Origin of the sequence: Ruegeria sediminis (assembly GCF_005938215.1) — a bacterium.
In the GTDB taxonomy this organism is placed as follows: domain Bacteria; phylum Pseudomonadota; class Alphaproteobacteria; order Rhodobacterales; family Rhodobacteraceae; genus Ruegeria; species Ruegeria sediminis.
In genome coordinates, this window is the sequence record NZ_VCPD01000001.1 from 340,856 (window position 1) to 356,305 (window position 15,450).

The 15,450-nt window shown below is 64.8% G+C and carries 28 protein-coding genes; 1 reads left to right on the plus strand and 27 read right to left on the minus strand.

Annotated elements, in window-relative coordinates; all coding sequences use genetic code 11:
• Window positions 1-18: 18 nt before the first annotated feature.
• The 27 genes from FGK63_RS01815 to FGK63_RS01945 all read right to left on the minus strand — a co-directional run bounded on the left by FGK63_RS01815 (window position 19) and on the right by FGK63_RS01945 (window position 14,556).
• The gene (locus tag FGK63_RS01815; protein ID WP_138839890.1) at window positions 19-1,419 is read right to left on the minus strand and encodes a terminase large subunit domain-containing protein; all 1,401 of its coding nucleotides are present in this window, start codon (window positions 1,417-1,419) and stop codon (window positions 19-21) included.
• Window positions 1,416-1,697 carry a hypothetical protein gene (locus tag FGK63_RS01820; RefSeq protein WP_138839891.1) on the minus strand — a complete coding sequence of 94 codons (282 nt, stop codon included), beginning with the start codon at window positions 1,695-1,697 and terminating at the stop codon, window positions 1,416-1,418. The genes FGK63_RS01815 and FGK63_RS01820 overlap by 4 nt, the downstream gene beginning before the upstream one ends.
• Window positions 1,697-1,984 (minus strand): ubiquitination-like system serine protease family protein, encoded by a 288-nt coding sequence (locus FGK63_RS01825; protein ID WP_138839892.1) that lies wholly within the window; start codon window positions 1,982-1,984, stop codon window positions 1,697-1,699. Before FGK63_RS01825 ends, FGK63_RS01820 begins: the two co-directional genes overlap by 1 nt.
• Window positions 1,981-2,541, minus strand: a complete 561-nt coding sequence (locus FGK63_RS01830; RefSeq protein WP_138839893.1) for a phage protein Gp27 family protein — start codon at window positions 2,539-2,541, stop codon at window positions 1,981-1,983. Before FGK63_RS01830 ends, FGK63_RS01825 begins: the two co-directional genes overlap by 4 nt.
• A 4-nt stretch (window positions 2,542-2,545) precedes the next feature.
• Entirely contained in the window at window positions 2,546-2,842 is a 297-nt protein-coding gene (locus FGK63_RS01835; RefSeq protein WP_138839894.1) for a VpaChn25_0724 family phage protein, read from the minus strand.
• Complete coding sequence (locus tag FGK63_RS01840) at window positions 2,839-3,183, minus strand: DUF2730 family protein (RefSeq protein WP_138839895.1); 345 nt, start codon at window positions 3,181-3,183, stop codon at window positions 2,839-2,841. The genes FGK63_RS01835 and FGK63_RS01840 overlap by 4 nt, the downstream gene beginning before the upstream one ends.
• Entirely contained in the window at window positions 3,183-3,527 is a 345-nt protein-coding gene (locus tag FGK63_RS01845; protein ID WP_138839896.1) for a hypothetical protein, read from the minus strand. Before FGK63_RS01845 ends, FGK63_RS01840 begins: the two co-directional genes overlap by 1 nt.
• On the minus strand, window positions 3,524-4,054 hold the full coding sequence (locus tag FGK63_RS01850) for a hypothetical protein (RefSeq protein WP_138839897.1): 531 nt from the start codon (window positions 4,052-4,054) through the stop codon (window positions 3,524-3,526). Before FGK63_RS01850 ends, FGK63_RS01845 begins: the two co-directional genes overlap by 4 nt.
• Window positions 4,051-4,923: an N-acetylmuramoyl-L-alanine amidase gene (locus FGK63_RS01855; RefSeq protein WP_138839898.1), complete on the minus strand. Its 873-nt coding sequence runs from the start codon at window positions 4,921-4,923 to the stop codon at window positions 4,051-4,053. Before FGK63_RS01855 ends, FGK63_RS01850 begins: the two co-directional genes overlap by 4 nt.
• A gap of 89 nt (window positions 4,924-5,012) precedes the next feature.
• Window positions 5,013-5,387, minus strand: coding sequence for a helix-turn-helix domain-containing protein (locus tag FGK63_RS01860; protein ID WP_138839899.1), 375 nt, complete (start codon window positions 5,385-5,387; stop codon window positions 5,013-5,015).
• Entirely contained in the window at window positions 5,374-5,982 is a 609-nt protein-coding gene (locus FGK63_RS01865) for an MT-A70 family methyltransferase (RefSeq protein WP_138839900.1), read from the minus strand. The genes FGK63_RS01860 and FGK63_RS01865 overlap by 14 nt, the downstream gene beginning before the upstream one ends.
• Window positions 5,975-6,238, minus strand: coding sequence for a hypothetical protein (locus FGK63_RS01870; RefSeq protein ID WP_138839901.1), 264 nt, complete (start codon window positions 6,236-6,238; stop codon window positions 5,975-5,977). The genes FGK63_RS01865 and FGK63_RS01870 overlap by 8 nt, the downstream gene beginning before the upstream one ends.
• On the minus strand, window positions 6,235-6,690 hold the full coding sequence (locus FGK63_RS01875) for a gp16 family protein (RefSeq protein WP_138839902.1): 456 nt from the start codon (window positions 6,688-6,690) through the stop codon (window positions 6,235-6,237). The genes FGK63_RS01870 and FGK63_RS01875 overlap by 4 nt, the downstream gene beginning before the upstream one ends.
• A 3-nt stretch (window positions 6,691-6,693) precedes the next feature.
• Window positions 6,694-6,954, minus strand: coding sequence for a hypothetical protein (locus FGK63_RS01880; protein WP_138839903.1), 261 nt, complete (start codon window positions 6,952-6,954; stop codon window positions 6,694-6,696).
• A 9-nt stretch (window positions 6,955-6,963) separates the two neighbouring features.
• Entirely contained in the window at window positions 6,964-7,227 is a 264-nt protein-coding gene (locus FGK63_RS01885) for a hypothetical protein (protein ID WP_138839904.1), read from the minus strand.
• 14 nt (window positions 7,228-7,241) lie between these two features.
• A complete protein-coding gene (locus FGK63_RS01890; RefSeq protein WP_138839905.1) occupies window positions 7,242-7,688 on the minus strand; it encodes a hypothetical protein in 447 nt (148 codons plus the stop codon).
• Between the two features lie 11 nt (window positions 7,689-7,699).
• Entirely contained in the window at window positions 7,700-8,368 is a 669-nt protein-coding gene (locus FGK63_RS01895; protein WP_246043898.1) for a DUF3164 family protein, read from the minus strand.
• Window positions 8,365-8,739 carry a helix-turn-helix domain-containing protein gene (locus FGK63_RS01900; RefSeq protein WP_171052543.1) on the minus strand — a complete coding sequence of 125 codons (375 nt, stop codon included), beginning with the start codon at window positions 8,737-8,739 and terminating at the stop codon, window positions 8,365-8,367. The genes FGK63_RS01895 and FGK63_RS01900 overlap by 4 nt, the downstream gene beginning before the upstream one ends.
• Window positions 8,720-9,115 carry a helix-turn-helix domain-containing protein gene (locus FGK63_RS01905; RefSeq protein WP_138839907.1) on the minus strand — a complete coding sequence of 132 codons (396 nt, stop codon included), beginning with the start codon at window positions 9,113-9,115 and terminating at the stop codon, window positions 8,720-8,722. Before FGK63_RS01905 ends, FGK63_RS01900 begins: the two co-directional genes overlap by 20 nt.
• The gene (locus FGK63_RS01910) at window positions 9,112-9,657 is read right to left on the minus strand and encodes a hypothetical protein (RefSeq protein WP_138839908.1); all 546 of its coding nucleotides are present in this window, start codon (window positions 9,655-9,657) and stop codon (window positions 9,112-9,114) included. The genes FGK63_RS01905 and FGK63_RS01910 overlap by 4 nt, the downstream gene beginning before the upstream one ends.
• Window positions 9,658-9,683: 26 nt before the next feature.
• The gene (locus FGK63_RS01915) at window positions 9,684-10,424 is read right to left on the minus strand and encodes an AAA family ATPase (RefSeq protein ID WP_138839909.1); all 741 of its coding nucleotides are present in this window, start codon (window positions 10,422-10,424) and stop codon (window positions 9,684-9,686) included.
• Between the two features lie 60 nt (window positions 10,425-10,484).
• Window positions 10,485-12,632 carry a transposase domain-containing protein gene (locus FGK63_RS01920; protein ID WP_138839910.1) on the minus strand — a complete coding sequence of 716 codons (2,148 nt, stop codon included), beginning with the start codon at window positions 12,630-12,632 and terminating at the stop codon, window positions 10,485-10,487.
• A complete protein-coding gene (locus FGK63_RS01925) occupies window positions 12,625-13,464 on the minus strand; it encodes a ParB N-terminal domain-containing protein (protein ID WP_138839911.1) in 840 nt (279 codons plus the stop codon). Before FGK63_RS01925 ends, FGK63_RS01920 begins: the two co-directional genes overlap by 8 nt.
• A 12-nt stretch (window positions 13,465-13,476) precedes the next feature.
• Window positions 13,477-13,713, minus strand: a complete 237-nt coding sequence (locus FGK63_RS01930; protein WP_138839912.1) for a hypothetical protein — start codon at window positions 13,711-13,713, stop codon at window positions 13,477-13,479.
• A complete protein-coding gene (locus tag FGK63_RS01935; RefSeq protein WP_138839913.1) occupies window positions 13,713-14,027 on the minus strand; it encodes a hypothetical protein in 315 nt (104 codons plus the stop codon). The genes FGK63_RS01930 and FGK63_RS01935 overlap by 1 nt, the downstream gene beginning before the upstream one ends.
• Entirely contained in the window at window positions 14,024-14,263 is a 240-nt protein-coding gene (locus tag FGK63_RS01940) for a hypothetical protein (protein WP_138839914.1), read from the minus strand. The genes FGK63_RS01935 and FGK63_RS01940 overlap by 4 nt, the downstream gene beginning before the upstream one ends.
• Window positions 14,263-14,556 carry a helix-turn-helix domain-containing protein gene (locus tag FGK63_RS01945; RefSeq protein ID WP_138839915.1) on the minus strand — a complete coding sequence of 98 codons (294 nt, stop codon included), beginning with the start codon at window positions 14,554-14,556 and terminating at the stop codon, window positions 14,263-14,265. The genes FGK63_RS01940 and FGK63_RS01945 overlap by 1 nt, the downstream gene beginning before the upstream one ends.
• A 109-nt stretch (window positions 14,557-14,665) precedes the next feature.
• On the opposite strand from FGK63_RS01945, the gene FGK63_RS01950 reads away from it, so the two are divergent.
• Complete coding sequence (locus tag FGK63_RS01950) at window positions 14,666-15,415, plus strand: XRE family transcriptional regulator (protein ID WP_171052544.1); 750 nt, start codon at window positions 14,666-14,668, stop codon at window positions 15,413-15,415.
• Window positions 15,416-15,450: the final 35 nt, after the last annotated feature.

A 15,450-nucleotide genomic window follows, 5' to 3' on the forward strand; every position in this document is an offset into this window, starting at 1 on the left:
TCCTTTCGTTGCCCGTGTTCAGAGACCGCCGCGCAGGCCGGAGCCCAGCGGACCGCGCCACCAGGGACGGTCGTCGTCGCGGTCGGGATCGTCCGTTGCCCAGCGGGTGCCCGCGCTGCGGTAGTCGTATTCCACCGGTGCGGCCTCGGCGGCGGAGACCGCCAGGGCCAGCGCCCAGAACCGGTCGGCGTGGCCGTCGGTTTCGCCATCCGCAACCAGCCGCCGGATGCCGGTTGGTCCGACGCGGCTGCGGATCGCGTGCAGGTCGGCGCGCAGCACCGGATCCCCGGCCGGGATCAGCAGCGCGCGGTCCTGCATGTGTTCCTTGAGGACGGTGGCCATCTCCAGCTTGCGGGACGCGCTGAACAGCACGCCCTCGACGCGGCTGGTGCCATAGCGCCGGATCGCGTCCTCGACCGGTTTTTCGCCCATGCCGGTCTGGTCGATCGCCACGCGCAGCACCTTGTAGCGGCGCATGACCTCGTCCAGCAGCCGGTCCTGGTCGGCAAACGAGATCCGCTTTTCCGCGATCACTTCGCGGGTCACCAGCCGTTCGCCCATGTCCTCGATCACCCAGATCACGAAAAGGTCGTTGCGGGCGGCGATATCGACGCCGACGTAACAGGCGTTGCCGCGATACCCTTCCGGACGCCCGGCATCTGCCGCTTCGCATTCCGCGATCAGGTCGTAGTCCAGCCAGGACGATGCCGCGTCGAGCCATTGCAGCTCGAATTCCTGTGCCCAGGCATCCTCGTCGGACATGCCGGCGCGTAGCTCGTCGATATCGACTTCAAGCCCCTGTTGAACGGCCTCGTAAATGTCCACGTGATGGCGCGACCACTTGCTGTCCTCGGCCGTCATCAGCTCGTAGAACTTGTTGCCCTTGCCGTTTGGCGTCGAGATCACCCGGATCTTGTGACCGCCGCGCGCGGCGACCGGGAAGGCCGATCCCCAGATCCGGCGGCTGTCGCGGTGGAACGCGAATTCGTCGAGCAGCAGGTTGCCGCCGAATCCGCGCGCCGCGTCGGGGCTGGCCGAGAGGGCGGTGACCCGGCTGCCGCCCGGAAACCGCACCTCGTGGGTCTTGTAGGTGGCGTCGAGCTCCTGACTGTAGAACTCGCCCTCGCCAAACTCCGGCTCGCGCATCCGCGCCAGCTCGTTGTAGGCGGCCCAGAAGCCGCGCGCGATTGGCTTCAGCGCATCCTCCATCGCTTCCTTGGCGGTGGCCTCGGAGCGGCTCAGGATGGTCCAGCGGGTCTTGCGCCCGTCGATCTCGGCCTTGAAACAGTCATCGGCGATCTCGCCGCAGGCCCCGAAGGTCTTGCCGCCACGGCGGGTGAACATACCGATCTTGAAGCGGCTTTGGTCCTCCAGCCAGCGGCGCTGGTAGGGCAGGAAGGTGATGACGGGGGCGGTCATCCGGCGGTCTCCCCAGCTGCGCGCAGAGCACAGAGTGCTTGCAGCGCCCTATGGAGGTTGTCGTGGATGCCGAAATGCGCATACCTCCGGCTCATCGACAGATCGAGCATACGGCGATGCAAACCGTACCAGGTCCGCCCATCGACAGGTTCGTCGGCCAAAATCATGCGGATCATCACCGCAGCATCGTTGCAGGCCTTGGAGATGGCCTTGTCTCGACGCGCCCAGAACACCGATTGTGCGGCCATGTCGTTGGCGATCTCAGCCGGGCTCGCCATCACGCGGCCTCCCAGTAGCCGTTCCGCAGCCAGCCGCGCCAGCCGCAGGACGTCACATGCATGGGAGACGCGAGGGTCGGGTCATTGAGCGAGCCGTTCCACGCCCAGAACGCCGGAGCGTCGGGCTCGGCGTCCTTGACGACCGTGATGCGCGAATAGGCGCCGCAGCCACAGGGGCAGAGGAACAACATGGCCATCGGATCTCGGGTGACGTCAAAAAAGATCGCCCCCTTGTGGGCCTTCTCCCGGAAATCCCGGTGGTCGCGGTAGCGGATGGCCCGGATCATGCAAACCCCATGATCTCGCGGGCCCGCCGCGCCGCGTCCTGGTCGAGCTGGCCGGCGGCGACACCGGCGTCGAGCTTCTCCAGAGCCTCCGCCCGCGCCTTTGCTTCCGCCTCGCGGGCGATGCGCTTCGCCTCGTCCTCGCGCAACTTCTCGCGGATGCCGGCCGAGTGCATCAGGTCCTTGAGCATGCGGCTCAGGTTGGCCAAAGCCTTGGGGTCGAAATGCTCGTCCTTCTCCGACACCGCCTGCATCATCTGGAAGGCGGCGGTCGCGATCATCTGCATCAGCACCTTGTGCATCTGGCTCTCGGCCTCGATGTCCATGTCCGAAAGCAGCGTCTCGGCCATGGCAAACGCGTCGCGCTGGTCCTTCAGCAGCTTGGAGAACTCGCCCACCGAACTCTTGCCGATGCGGATCTGAAGCCCGGCCTCGTCGAGCCAGAAGTTCAGATCCTCGGTGACGGCAACGATGTCGGCAAAGCCGCGCTCCTGCAGCGTCTGGGCAAGGCGCTGGCGCAGCTCCAGCGGGATGAGGTCGAGCTTCTTCGGCGGCGGCACGGCATCACACTCCCGGCCGGGGGCGCTGGATCTCCGGATGCCGGGCCACGCCCTGGGCGATCTCGACGCCGCGGGTGGTGGCGGTGACCACGATGAAATCACCCGAGGTTTCGGTCACCACCATGCCCTGCTCCGTCAGCCAGGTGATTTCGGTCACCACTTGGTCGCGGGTGAACGCGATGCCGACCAGCGGCAATTGCGTGGCCAGCATCGAAACGTTGGACGTGTAGCGCGGCGCTTCTTCCAGGAACCGCAGAATGGCGATGCGGGCGTGGCGACGCAGGGTGTCGGAATAGCTCATCGGTCACGGCCTCCTTGCAGCAGATGGTCTTCGTGGCGGGAGACGATGCTTTCGAGGCGGCTCATGATCATCTGGCTGCCTTCCATGACAGCCTCCATCCGGCCCATCGTGCCGTTCATGCGTTCCATCGCCAGTTCGATCTTGTGGACGTCCTCGCGGGTCGGCATCGCCTTCACCGATTGTTCGAGCGAGTTGAGACGCAGCTCGTGCCGGTCCATCCGGTCGGCGCCCGCCTTGAACCGCTCATCGACGTTGGACCGCCGGGTGGCGAACCAGGTGTAGATCACGGTGGCGATCGAAACGACGACCGGGATCGTGATGGTGAAGTCGACAGCGAACATCAGTCGGGATCCCCGTCCGCGGTGACCGGATTGACCAGGTAGAAGTGTTCGCCCACCATCATGATGCAGGAAATGCCGTCGGCGCTGGTCAGTATCGTGAAAGTGCCGAACGGATTGGCCCAGACCTCGATGAGCGAGCCGCCCGAGATGCCGACCGCCTGGCGGCGCTCGCCGAGGCGGTCGGACAACCGGTCGTAGATCCGTCCGCTGACATCACACTGGACGTCCTGCGCCTCGGCGATGGTTGCGATCAGCAGCGAAACCGCCGCCCAAACGACCAGGACCATGAATGCCTGGTACACGGTCCAGAAGATCGAGGTTGAACGCTGCGTTGAACGTCTCATTGAATGCCGCCTTTCAGGGATGCGATGATCTGTTGCTTCTCTTTCGATCCCGCCGAGGAGCCAAAGAAATAGTTGGAGATCTGGGTGGTCATGGTGCCGAGCGCGCCGACCATGATGAGCAGGACCTCGCCACCGGTCTCCGGCAGGCCGAAGTAGAAGATCGCCGCCAGCACGCCGAAGAACCCGGCGATGATCAGCAGGCCAAGCAGCGTCGGCGTCCAGTCACCGGTTCGGACCTGCCGGTCGCGGGCGCTGGCCCGATCGTCGGCGGCGATGCGTTCAAGCTCGATGCCGGCCCGCTGCATTTCCTGCTGGAACTCGGCCTCGATTTCCTTCAGCCGCACCAGGTCCGCCCCGGACGCGCCGGCGACAAAGGCCTCGACCTCGTCCTGGCTGGCGTCGGGCTGACCCAGCAGCTGGTCGGCCAGCGTGCGGGTGGCGACACCGGCCAGCGGACCGCCGAAAGCCGCGGCGATGGTTGGCGCCACCGTCCGCAAGATGTCCAAGAACTTGCCCTGCTTTTTCATGACAGATTCTCCTGTTCGGTGAGCGGATCGGCGTAGCGAGCCACAATCCAGCCCTCCCGGCCGCCATAGAGAACCCGCAGCCAGTGGCGACCGTCGAACACGCCTTCGCGCAGCACCGGCACCACGGCGCCGTCCGGGATTTGCCCGATGACGTTGGGGTTGAAGCTGGGCCAGCGACGCAGGTTCAGGCTGTCCTCGGGCGCATGGATCATGACGAGATCGTCGGCATGTGCCGGCTGCGAAGCGATCTTCACCGCCTTGTCGACCGGGTCTTCGCGGCCGAATACGTGCGAGCGAACCTGCTCCAGCGGGAACAGCGGGTTGGTGTCGGTCTTGCGGCCGGGCGAGACATACCAGTGCGCGGTAATGTCCTTGAGCGAGGGCATGGCGCGGAACAGCGCCGGCAGCAGGTCGAGCAGCGTGTTCAGCTGCGATTCCGTGTAGGGCATCCACAGGCCATGCCCGTGCTCTGGCGTCGTCACCTCCTGGATGCCGAGTTCGTCGATGTCAAAGCGCTCGCCATACCAGGCCTGCGCTTCGCAAACCGAAAACCGCGTCATCCGGCCCGGATTGACGATCTCGACGCCGATGGAGTATTCGTTGCATTTTTCGCGGCCGTGATAGGACGACTGCCCAGCGTGGTAGGCGGCCTGGTGGATCGGCACCAGCTGGGTCAGCGCCCCGCTGCGCTCGATCACGAAATGCGCCGAGACTTTGCGGTCATTGTCGGCCAGGTCACGCGCGGCGGCACCGGGGGTGAGGCGCGAGGCGGTGTCATGCAGGATGACGATTTCGGGCACGATCGGCCCGCCTGACCACTTGGCGCGTCGAAACGCGACGCCTTGCAAGATGCCGTCCTGGAAGTCCATGCCTGCCCCTGAGTTTCCGGGTGAAATACAAGGTTCAGGATGCGGCAGGCCGGGATGCAAAAAAGCCCGCAAGCATTTGCGGGCCTTGGTCAGAACAGGGTCAGCTGGTTCGGATCACCGGGCGGAGCATTGCCCAGGTAGGCGCGAACGGTAACGTCCGTGACGCCCAGCTTGCGCGCGATCTGCGCCTTTTTCAAGCCCTTCGAATAATAGACCTGGGCGCGCCAGCGTTTGGCCAGCGGAACCCGGCGCTGAAGCCGCTCCGCGATGCTGGCCAGCGCCTTCGCCTTGGCATGGCCGACCACCGCCGCGACACTGGAACGCGACTTCGGATTGGTCGCGATGTAGATCTCCGAACCGCCAAACGCTTCAAGGAAGGCCAGCGTGTCTTCGAGCCCAAGCGCCTCGATATAGGGTTCCACCTGCGCCGGCGGACGCGGATAAGGAAGATCATGCTTCGACATACTCGCCCCCGAACTTGCAGGTTTCGTTCCCCCACACATCGTGTTCCGCCCAGGGCTCGCGCGCGAACAACTCGCAACAGAAGCTGTGCGGCAGCAGGCGTCCGATCATCTCGCGCATCTCGATGGGTTTGCGGGAATGCTCGCGGCGCACCGATTCGATGCTGTCGGGCACGTCCTCGGGCGCGAGGATGACGTTGCGCTCCGACCGGGATACAATCCGGGGCCGGCCGATCTTGCCGACAAGATACGGCTCGCAAGCGCTGCGCAGGACATATCCCGTGCCAAATGCCAGTTTTCCGGTCTGGGTCCTCTTCGTCCAGGAACCGCCGGTCACGTAATCGAAACCCCATTGCTGCATCAGCCACAGCGCCTGCGGCAGGTGCGGCCAGGTCGACCAGAGAAACAGGTAGCAATCGGGGCCGGCCAACTGCTGGACATCCAAGGCTGCCAGCGCGTCGATATCCATGGTTGCATAATGTGATTCCGGCGACTTCTCGTAGCCCGCGTCCGAACGCATCACGTATGCCCAGGGCGGATCGGCGAGGATCGCGCCGTATTTCATCGGGGTCAGGTGGCCGAAGCTCCAATCACTCATTGATGTATCCCCGCTTGCCACGCGCGCGGCCGGTCCGCAGGTCGGCGCTTGCCTGCGGGATCACCGTGATGACCGCACCTTCCTGCATGCGGTAGACGAACCCGCCCGAGACGACACCGCAAGCCGCCGGGTGATCCACGGCCAGATCGACGATGTGGCCGATCTCGCGACGGATGGTCTCGACGTCGAGCCCCTTGACCCGCTCCAGGTAGCGCAGCACGGCGTGATCGGTGACATGGGCCATCGGCTTTTTCATTTCCTGTGCTCCTCCCAGTCGAAATCGATCTCCGCCCGTTCGCCCCAACTCTTGAGCGCTTGGATCACCTGGTCGATCTGCAACCACTCGCGCAGCATGTCGACATCGGCGGGCACCGATCCCCAGGCCCTGGCGAACCGGGCCCGGATGAACCGGTTGAGCCCGGCGCGGCTCGGATCGCGCAGCTGGCCGGCCTCGCCAAGCTTGCGCCAGAGGACATGCACCAGCCGCAGGTCGCTCCGCGGCGCGACCGGTCGTCTGCCGCCGGGCTTCTTGGCGGCCTTGAACCCGTCGTTTTCCAGACGTTTCAACACCCGTTTCAAATCGGCCTCGGACATGTCCCGCATCGAGGACTTGCCGGTTTCCGCCAGCTGCAACGCCCGCCGCGCTTCGGCGTCGAGCCCCAGATGGCGGCACCCAACATGGATCTTCTGTTGCAGCGAACGGGTCATGATCTACTCCGCCAGTTGCCGGGCCAGAGCCGCTTCGAGCCGCGCCTGCCGATCCCGGAGCGCGCTCACCGGAACGCCGAGCGTTTGAGCCAGCCCCGCCAGATCATCCGGCGAGGCAACAAGAATGTCGTCATCGAACCGGCCGTCGGCCAAGCAGCGGGCGCGTCCGCGCTGCAGCACCGCACCGACGCCACCAGATACCGGGCTGTCATCCAGCGCGTCCGACGCGCCATCAAGCCAATTCGACGTGTGGAACATGGTCATGGTGCGCCCTCAATGCAGTTTCCGCTTGCGCTGCCACTGGCACAGAACCGCACCGATGGCCGCGTTGATGTAAGTGACCTCGCCGTCCAGAACCTCCCGGATGGCCGCGTTGCCGATGCCGCTGGCGCGGGCTTGTTCACACGCAGCGTCGGCCCGCTGGGCCAGTGCGATCTGCACCGCGCATTCCGCCCGAACGTGACCTTCGGAAATCTCCCGCATCGCCTTGCGCAGTTCGTCCAGGGCCTGCGAGGTGTCGACTGTCTGTTTTCTCATCCCAGCCTCCGCTCTCACGTGTCCATGATCGACTTGCCCTGGTGAAACTTGCGCGGCTCGGGCCGCGCCCAGTCCGGCAGTTTCACCACGACCTCGCCCCGTTTCGGCGCATGCGAGACGGCCATCTGCCGGGCCGGTTTCTTCCCCGGCGCCACCTGGCAGTAAGGAGCGACCTTCAGAGCGATCGAACCGCGCGGGCCGCCAGAGACCGGAACGGCATTGGCTTCGTCCGCGTCCGCCACCTCGATGCGCAACAGGTGGTGCTTGCTGGCGTCATCATCGATCGACAGCCGCAGCGCATCTTTCTTCGGATCGAGCAGGCCGCCGAGATAGGCCTCCTGCGCCGCCGACGTGAAACCGATGCGAACAAACTGTCCCGAGCGGCCCTGCCCCAGCGAGATCGAGATCCCGGACCCGGCAGCTTGGCCCTGATCGAAGGCCTTGAGTTGGATCAGTGTCATCTCCGCCTCCCTCATGCCTTGGCCAGGTCGATGGTGATGGCGCGCCAGGGCGCGTCGGCGCTGTCACGCTCGTAGCAGCGCACATAGGTGGTGGAGCCGACCACGCGCATGGCGTCGCGGATCGCGTCCATCGCGCGCCGCCAGCGGGCATCCTCGATCTCCAGCCGCAGCAGCATGAAGATCTCGGAGCGGTTGATCTGACCGGCCTTGTCGGTGTTGAAGGCGCGGGTGACGATGGCGCGGATCTCGGGGCGGGCATCGGCCGACCACTCGTTCAAACACTCGTCCACCAGTTCCTTGGCGATCTGCAGCTCGGGGCCGAAGTCGATCCGGTCCGACACCTGCACCTGCACCTTGAACAGCCCGTCGAAGCTCAGCAGGGTCTTGTTGCCCTTGGCGCCGCCGACGGTGGCGTCGTATTCCTGCGCGAGGATCGCCTCAAAGGCGCCGATGTCGTCGAAGACGTGCGACTTGAACCGCTTGACCTGGGCGCTGAGCGCCATGGCGTAGCCGACGATCTTGCGCACCGTCTCGTCCTGCAGTTGGTCCTGCGGCCGGACCAGGTCGAGCGGCACCAGCGCGCCTTTCGCATCGGTCATGTAGGTCTTGCCGCCGGCCTCGACCCGTCCTTCCGGGATCGGGTGCGGCTGGTACTGGCTGGGGGGAACTTGCATGGTCATGGTCTTCCAACTCCATTGGATTGTTGAGTGTCTTCGTCGCAACCGTCGTCGAGCACGGCATCCACCAGATCGCTGGCCGCCACCGCCTCGAGGATTTCCGCCGCCAGCTCGCGCACGGTCAGGCCGCGCAGGTCGGCATGTGGGCGAAACTGCTCCTTAACCTCCGGAGTGAACCGGATCCGGCTCAGGCCACGTGCGCCGGTCCGGCCGCCCGAGAAACGTTTTATCTCCACGCCGCGCTGCCGGGCGGAGCTGAGCACGTAGTAGATCGCGTGGGGCGCGATCCCGAGTTCCTCGGCGATCTCGCGCGGAGGATACCCGGATTGCGCCATGGTAATGATCTGGTCCCGGTCAGGTCTCGCTGCTGGCATCGCCGTCTCCTCCGATCGGGCCCTTGTTGAGGGCGCAGCGGTTGCAGGCCCGGAACATGGCAACGTTGAGCGCATTTGCCGGCTGCAGCTTCTTCGCCTTGCCGCGCCAGTCGTGGCAGACATCCAGGGGCATTTGCCCCATAGCCGGACAGTCCACGACTTTCGCCTCGTATGCGCCGCGATAGAGGTCTTCCAGGCGGGCAAGATCGCCCGGATACCGGGCGGCGATGACGTTCGAGATCATCGCCGCCGACACGCCCAGGCGCGCCGCCACCTTGTTCTGGCTGGACTCGGCGCAGGCGGCGGCCAAGCCTTCGACCCAGTCCGGCAGCTTGTCACCCCAGCAGGCGCGGGCTTTTTCCACCGGGCCGCTCATTTCAGGATCCCCTGGGCATAGGTGACCTGGCCGAGATTGTCGTCGCGGATCGCCCGAATGCGGGTCACGCGCGGCGGCAGCGGCCCGGTGTTGCGCATCAGCCGATAGGTGGCCGGACGCCGTCCAGCGATCGCTTTGACCTCGATGCGGAGGTAGCCGCCCTTGGCCAACACACGGCAGTACTCAACCGCCTCCGCCTCGGCGACCGGGACGGTCTCCGTATTGGCGTGCATGGCAACATCACGCGGGCTGAAGGTGCGCAGCATCCGAATTGCCCGCCACATGTTGCCCTCGGGCGATCCTTCTTCGCGAATCCTGTTTCCGTCTCGATCGGTCGCGGGCGGCATCCCGGATTTGCCAGTGATCTTGAACTGCTTCTTGTTGCCTCGGCGCTCGGGAAGCTCTTCAACATATCCGAGAAGGATCCAATCCCCGATGCGGTCCTTGCAAAACTGCACCGATCTGCCGCTGTCGGCCGAAAGATCATGCGCGGTGAATTGCCCCATCACACGGGCGAGATTCCAGATCCGCTCGCGCTCCAAAAGGAAGCGTCTGTGCCGTGCAAAACTCATGACAACCTCCGCGCTTCAGGCGCCAGGCCGGTAAAAAAGGCCCGCTTGCCCCAGTCCGCCACGGTCACCTTGCGCAGACCGTTCACGGCTGCGATCTCGCGGGCCTCGTCGAGGTTCTCCACGATCCGGCGCACGGATCCCCGGCTTGCCTGGACCATCTTGGCCGCCAGCGCGTCGTCGAGCTCGATGCCGGGCAGGCGGATCTTCTGCAACTGCCGGAAATCTGCTTCGTCGGCCGGCTGCGCGGCCGCCCAGCTCAGGATCCGACCATGCACCCGCTCCCATTTCTGAAGCTTCTGCGGCAACAGCTCCTCGCCGATCAGCACGACCGGCACGAAACTGCCCTCGTAGATGTCGCGGACGATCTCGATCATGTTCTTGCGGACCAAGTGATCGGCCTCGTCGATCAACAGCGGCACGTCGCGGCGGGCCAGCGTCTCGGAGATCTGGTCGACCATCTCGTAGACCAGCTTGGCGGGCTTGACGCCAAGTTCCGACAGGATCGCCTGGCACAGTGCCTTCTGCGTCCAGACGCTCTTCACCTGGACGACGCAGGCCTGGTGCTCGTTGGCGGCGAAGACCGAAGCCGTGGTCTTGCCATATCCCGAGGGGCCGTAAAAACACCCCATTCCGGGCAGCCCGTGCCGGCGTTCGTGCAGGCGGCGAACCAGTGTCAGGAACGAGCTGACGTTCCGCAGCGGTGCCAAAGTATTGTAAAGTGGTTTCTGCTCTGACATATTTCCCTCTATTCACTTACTACCGGCGCGCGCGGGGTGCATCCCGCCGCGCCACTTCCTTCACCCCAGCATGTCGGTGCCGAATTTTGCGACCAGGTCGCGCTGCGCCTTGTATTCCGCTGAGGTCTGGTAGCCTTCCAGCCACCTTTCCTGGTCACGGCTGACCGGTTCCCCGGCTTCGATCCGCGCCTCCAGTTCCAGGGCCCGCTTCATGCGGGTCCGCATATCGTCTTCTTCCACCTTGGGCGTACGCGCCGCCCGGTGGGTCTCGAAATCCGCCACGAAGGCTGCATGAGCAGCTTCCTCCTCGGCGCTGCGCACGGGCTCGGCCGGCGCCACGGGTTTGCGGTCGAACACCGGGCGCACCACGCGGGCTTCCACCGCTTGAGGCATCTCTCCGGGCGCGGCCTCGCCGCGGCGGCCCGCATCGAGGAAGTCGCCAAGCTCGGCCACCTTGAACTTCCGGTGGGCCTCCGCCGCCGCCTTCTCGGCATTTACCCATTTGCGGCGCGCCGCGGCGTGGGTGCGGGCCTCGTCGATATCGAAGAACCCGGCGGCCAGCTTGCAGGTTGCGTGACCGAGATAGCCGCCATCCAACGCATAGAGATGCAGGCCGGCGCGGAGATCGGCCGGGTCGAACCGCGCCACCACCTTCTCTCCGGCCAGCTGGTGCATCCAGGCATCCCAGTATTCGTTGCCCATGAACCGGACCAACCCGGTGCGCGCGTCCGCTTTCACGCCTTCTGCGCCCATCAGCCAGAGCCTCCGCTGTGCGTCGGTCGCCTTGCGGATCGGCGCGACGGCATAGCTGGCCTCGAAGGTCTCCAGCAGGCTGCGCCCCTGGGCCGTTTGCCCCCTGCGGCCAGTGCGGATGTTGTGCTCTTCGATCCCTTCCTCGACCACCTCGATGAAGCGCTCCAGCGGCACCGCCGCGCTCTGGTAATTCTCCGGCTTGGCATCGGGCCGGTTGCCGGTATAGGCACCGGAGAACCGCGGATCCCTGGCGATGTCATCGCACATGTCCCGGAACGCGCGTTCGATGGGTTTGGACTGGCCGGAATAGGGCGTCGCCCAGTGTACCTCGACACCCAGCACCTTCAGGATGCCGGGGATGTCGTCATCCTTCACCTTGAACCGGAACCGGGTCGGCACGCCGCCTGTCAGGAACTTGTTGGCAAACTCGCGGCCGTTGTCGAGCAGGACATGCTCGGGGATCCCGAACCGCTCGATCATGTCGCCGAGCGCCAGGCTGACGCCGACCTTGTTCGGCGTCTTGTCCAGGCGCCAGCTGAGTATGCGACCCGAGTAGATGTCCTGGAACGCGACCATCTGCGGCCGCACGATCTCCTCGCCCTCACCGTTGCTGTCCGGCCAACGCACGAACACGTCGAATCGGTGATAGTCGGCGTTGACCGCCTCCATCGCATGCAGCGCAGTCCGGTCGCGCGTCTGCGCCGGATACAGCGATTTCAGCGCATCCGCGCCCTTGCGACAGAGCGTGATCGTCAGCGCCGAAACCTCGGCCTCCAGCCGCCGGCGCATGGTGCGTTCCGGCAGCGTCGACCAGCCCTGTTCCCTGGCGACCCGCATCGCGCGGCGATGCACGGAGGAAAAGCTGGGCCGCTCCGGACGCAGGAAATCCGCCTTGATGTAGTCCCAGAATTCGTCGCTGCATTCGGCCTTCGCACCACGCTTGACGGCAGCCTGATGGCGCGGCGCCAGATACGGCAGGCGGTCATCGGGGCGCACGCCCTCGACCAGGGCAAACCAGTTCCACACGGTGCGTTTGCTCACGCCGCCCATGCGGCCCGCCTGGTAGGCTGCCAGGTCCCGACTCATGCCGCCGCGTTCCAGCGCCTCGACCGTCTGCAGCACATGCAGCCGCGACCGGGCGGCATCCCTTGCCTTGTCGTTGAGCCCTTCGAACCACTCCCACGCTTCGTCGCGCCCCATTTGCGGTGTTTCTGCCTCTGCAGGACGAGCTTCGGCCAGCAGCGCCTTCTGGGCGCGCGACGGCAGCAAGGTCCAATGATATTCCCAGCCGCCGCCGCGGCCCTTGCGACGGCGCGCCAGCGTGGGATGCGCGCGCCAGTTCAGTCGCTGGATCATGCGGTCGATCGGCTGTCGAGCGGAGGGCATGTCCGGCAGACACGCCTCGGCCATTTCGTTTGCCGTCCACCATACGCGATCGGGTTGCAGGTCAGACATCGGCCGAGCCCCCCTCCATAGCCGCGAGGTCATCGGCGATCTGATGTACGAACCGCCGACGCGCCGCCATCGGCGCCCGGCCCCACGTTTTGAACAGAACCTGAAACGCCTCTTCAACGGGGTCTTTCGGCGGGGTCGGATTGTCCTTGTCAGCGATTGCCTTCCGGGCTTTTGCAGCGCTCTTGGCCGCGCCGGTCGACAAAAGGCGGCAGACGTCATAGCGCTCAACCGTGTTGCTGATCTTGCCGATCAACTGAAGATCGGCCAGCGACACCGGTTTAGGCGCCATGCGAAGCTCCTGCACTTCTTTGACACCGAGGGCCGCACCGGCGGCAGCGATCTTGCGGATTTGACGTTCGCTTATGCCCATCTTCTCCGCCGCAGCGGATGCAAAGGAACTGAGTTCCGTTGCATCCCACCGCTTTGCCGCGCCGGCCGCACCTTGTTTCGTTTCCGGGTGAAGCTCCTCGTAGATCCGCTTGCGACGCGCGAGGAAAACCGCCGTGTCCAGGGCCGTCAATTCAGCGCTGGCAAGGTTGTCGTCCACCTCCATCAGCTGCGCCCATGTGTCATTGCAGGTCCAGAGCGTGGCAGGGATCGTCTCCCAACCCAGCTGCCGCGCGGCCTCCAGGCGATGCGCGCCGGCCATCAGCACCAGCTTGTCGTCACGATGCCGGATCTTGCGGACATGGATCGGGTCCTTGATCACCCCCAGTTCCCGAACCGAGGCGACAATCGCGGCCACCCCGTTCGCACTGACCGGGCGGATCCGGCTTTCGACCGTGATGTCGGCGACTGGAAGTTCCGAGATCGACTGGATCCGGTCTGCCATGGGGATGCTCCTTTAAACCTTTGGGCTCTTGATGAGCGTGTAGTAGAAAACCCGCTGGCCGCTCTCTTCGACGGCCTGGCGGCAGGTGATCTCGGCTCCGTTGGCGCGCAGCTCGGCGATCACGGAATTCACGGCGCAGAGGTCGGCGGCACGGGACAGCGCATAGGTGCTGATCTCGCCGCCCGCCTCGCGCAGCGCACGCAGGGCGCGCTGAAGTCGGGGGCTGGTGCCGATCCGCGCGTGGTGCATCAGGGCCGCCCCACCGTTTCCGCGCGCAGCATGTCGCGCCACTCCGAAATCAGGCCCTCGGCCGCCAGGTGGCGGATCCGCGCGACCACCTCCTCGACCGCCGCGATCTCGGCGTCGATCATCTGGTCGAGCAGATCCAGATCATCGGGGTCGCTTGCGCCCGACGCCGCATCCACTCCGTGAGCAACGCATTGCGTCACCGTCCGGCGCGCTTCGAGGACCGCCAGGCTGTCGATCAATGCCTCGACCCGCTCGAACGGTGTTGGAGGGGGATGGCCCAGGGCCCGGCCGTGAATGTGGGTTTGAATGCTCATTGCAAGGCGGCTCCAAAGATCAGCAGAGCGAAGAGGATGACGAACAGGCTTGCTGCGGCGAGGATCTCGCTGGCCCAGAAGGCGACCTGGCGAATGAACTCGGCGACGCGCGCCCTGGGAAGAAAATGCCCGGCCGGGACATCCCCATGGCCGGCCGGGCAGGTGCCCGACGGGGCGCGGGGAGCGCTCGCTGCATCGGGTGTATTGGCAAATTTGGAGACGCAGTGGCCAGTCATCACTTCCACCCCCGCGCCTTCATTGCTGCATCGACCTCGGCAACATGACGTCGGATTCGGTCGGCATATGCGCGTGCCACGAATTCCGGCCCTGCATGCTGGATGATCATATCAAGCTGCTCACGACCCCGCGGACCCCGAGACTGTCCGAACATCGCATTGCGGACCGTGTTTTGATTGAAGTCGTGCCCGTCGCACCAGTCTGTAAAGCTGATACCGCGGGCGCGAAGGCAGCCAAGGATAACCTCGTACAGCATCGCTCCAGGCTGGTATGGGATTTCGCGTTTATGCATGGTAGCTAATGGCCTACGTTTCGTGGTCGTTACGCAATATTAGGTCGTCATTTGACTACCGTCAAGCCGAATGGTTGTCAATTGTCAACCTTGTGGGAGGGATGTAGGAATGGGCACCGTTGGGGCGCGCCTAAAAGAAGAACGAGAGCGTCTCGGCTTAAGCCAAATCGCATTTGCAGATTTGGGAGGCGTGAAGAAACACGCTCAAATCAATTATGAGAGTGATCGACGGAAGCCAGATAGCAGCTACCTAAGCCTGATCTCGAAAGAAGGAGCGGACGTTCTTTACATCCTGACTGGCAAGCGAGTTGATGCTCCGCGCAATCCGACCCGCACCGAGGCACAGATGCGCCAAACCGCCACGGACATACGTCGATCGCTCGACCAGACCATCTCCATCGACGGCAGCGACTATGCCACGGTTGCCCGTTTCGACGTCGAGGCCGCAGCCGGCGACGGCGCGACGGTCGGCTACGTCGAAAACGCGGAACGTATTGCATTCCGACGCGCCTGGTTGGACCGGATCGGCGTCAAACCAAAGAACGCTGCTCTGCTCAGAGCGCGCGGGTCTTCGATGGAACCGTTGATCTGGGATGGCGACCTTCTGATGATCGATACGACCATGACGGAACCTCGATTGTACCGGCGCGGGCGGTGGAAGGGTCACCAGGATGAGATTTTCGTACTCGAGCTCGACGGCGATCTGCGCGTCAAATCGGTGCGCCGGCCAGAGGAGGACAAAGTCGTCATCAGTTCGGAGAACCATGTACGCTACGAACCCGAGGTCTACCAGGGCGACGAAATCAGCCGCCTTCGCTTCGTCGGCAAGGTGGTCTGGTGGGGCCATACGGCGGTGTGATCTTCGGTCCCGAACGTAGGCTCAGCAAAGGCAGA

Coding starts and splice junctions, on each gene's coding strand:
- FGK63_RS01815 (WP_138839890.1), bottom strand. CDS start 1,419: ATGACCGCCCCCGTCATCACCTTCCTGCCCTACCAGCGCCGCTGGCTG.
- FGK63_RS01820 (WP_138839891.1), bottom strand. CDS start 1,697: ATGGCGAGCCCGGCTGAGATCGCCAACGACATGGCCGCACAATCGGTG.
- FGK63_RS01825 (WP_138839892.1), bottom strand. CDS start 1,984: ATGATCCGGGCCATCCGCTACCGCGACCACCGGGATTTCCGGGAGAAG.
- FGK63_RS01835 (WP_138839894.1), bottom strand. CDS start 2,842: ATGAGCTATTCCGACACCCTGCGTCGCCACGCCCGCATCGCCATTCTG.
- FGK63_RS01840 (WP_138839895.1), bottom strand. CDS start 3,183: ATGTTCGCTGTCGACTTCACCATCACGATCCCGGTCGTCGTTTCGATC.
- FGK63_RS01845 (WP_138839896.1), bottom strand. CDS start 3,527: ATGAGACGTTCAACGCAGCGTTCAACCTCGATCTTCTGGACCGTGTAC.
- FGK63_RS01850 (WP_138839897.1), bottom strand. CDS start 4,054: ATGAAAAAGCAGGGCAAGTTCTTGGACATCTTGCGGACGGTGGCGCCA.
- FGK63_RS01855 (WP_138839898.1), bottom strand. CDS start 4,923: ATGGACTTCCAGGACGGCATCTTGCAAGGCGTCGCGTTTCGACGCGCC.
- FGK63_RS01860 (WP_138839899.1), bottom strand. CDS start 5,387: ATGTCGAAGCATGATCTTCCTTATCCGCGTCCGCCGGCGCAGGTGGAA.
- FGK63_RS01865 (WP_138839900.1), bottom strand. CDS start 5,982: ATGAGTGATTGGAGCTTCGGCCACCTGACCCCGATGAAATACGGCGCG.
- FGK63_RS01870 (WP_138839901.1), bottom strand. CDS start 6,238: ATGAAAAAGCCGATGGCCCATGTCACCGATCACGCCGTGCTGCGCTAC.
- FGK63_RS01875 (WP_138839902.1), bottom strand. CDS start 6,690: ATGACCCGTTCGCTGCAACAGAAGATCCATGTTGGGTGCCGCCATCTG.
- FGK63_RS01880 (WP_138839903.1), bottom strand. CDS start 6,954: ATGACCATGTTCCACACGTCGAATTGGCTTGATGGCGCGTCGGACGCG.
- FGK63_RS01885 (WP_138839904.1), bottom strand. CDS start 7,227: ATGAGAAAACAGACAGTCGACACCTCGCAGGCCCTGGACGAACTGCGC.
- FGK63_RS01890 (WP_138839905.1), bottom strand. CDS start 7,688: ATGACACTGATCCAACTCAAGGCCTTCGATCAGGGCCAAGCTGCCGGG.
- FGK63_RS01895 (WP_246043898.1), bottom strand. CDS start 8,368: ATGACCATGCAAGTTCCCCCCAGCCAGTACCAGCCGCACCCGATCCCG.
- FGK63_RS01900 (WP_171052543.1), bottom strand. CDS start 8,739: ATGCCAGCAGCGAGACCTGACCGGGACCAGATCATTACCATGGCGCAA.
- FGK63_RS01905 (WP_138839907.1), bottom strand. CDS start 9,115: ATGAGCGGCCCGGTGGAAAAAGCCCGCGCCTGCTGGGGTGACAAGCTG.
- FGK63_RS01915 (WP_138839909.1), bottom strand. CDS start 10,424: ATGTCAGAGCAGAAACCACTTTACAATACTTTGGCACCGCTGCGGAAC.
- FGK63_RS01920 (WP_138839910.1), bottom strand. CDS start 12,632: ATGTCTGACCTGCAACCCGATCGCGTATGGTGGACGGCAAACGAAATG.
- FGK63_RS01925 (WP_138839911.1), bottom strand. CDS start 13,464: ATGGCAGACCGGATCCAGTCGATCTCGGAACTTCCAGTCGCCGACATC.
- FGK63_RS01930 (WP_138839912.1), bottom strand. CDS start 13,713: ATGCACCACGCGCGGATCGGCACCAGCCCCCGACTTCAGCGCGCCCTG.
- FGK63_RS01935 (WP_138839913.1), bottom strand. CDS start 14,027: ATGAGCATTCAAACCCACATTCACGGCCGGGCCCTGGGCCATCCCCCT.
- FGK63_RS01940 (WP_138839914.1), bottom strand. CDS start 14,263: ATGACTGGCCACTGCGTCTCCAAATTTGCCAATACACCCGATGCAGCG.
- FGK63_RS01945 (WP_138839915.1), bottom strand. CDS start 14,556: ATGCATAAACGCGAAATCCCATACCAGCCTGGAGCGATGCTGTACGAG.
- FGK63_RS01950 (WP_171052544.1), top strand. CDS start 14,666: ATGGGCACCGTTGGGGCGCGCCTAAAAGAAGAACGAGAGCGTCTCGGC.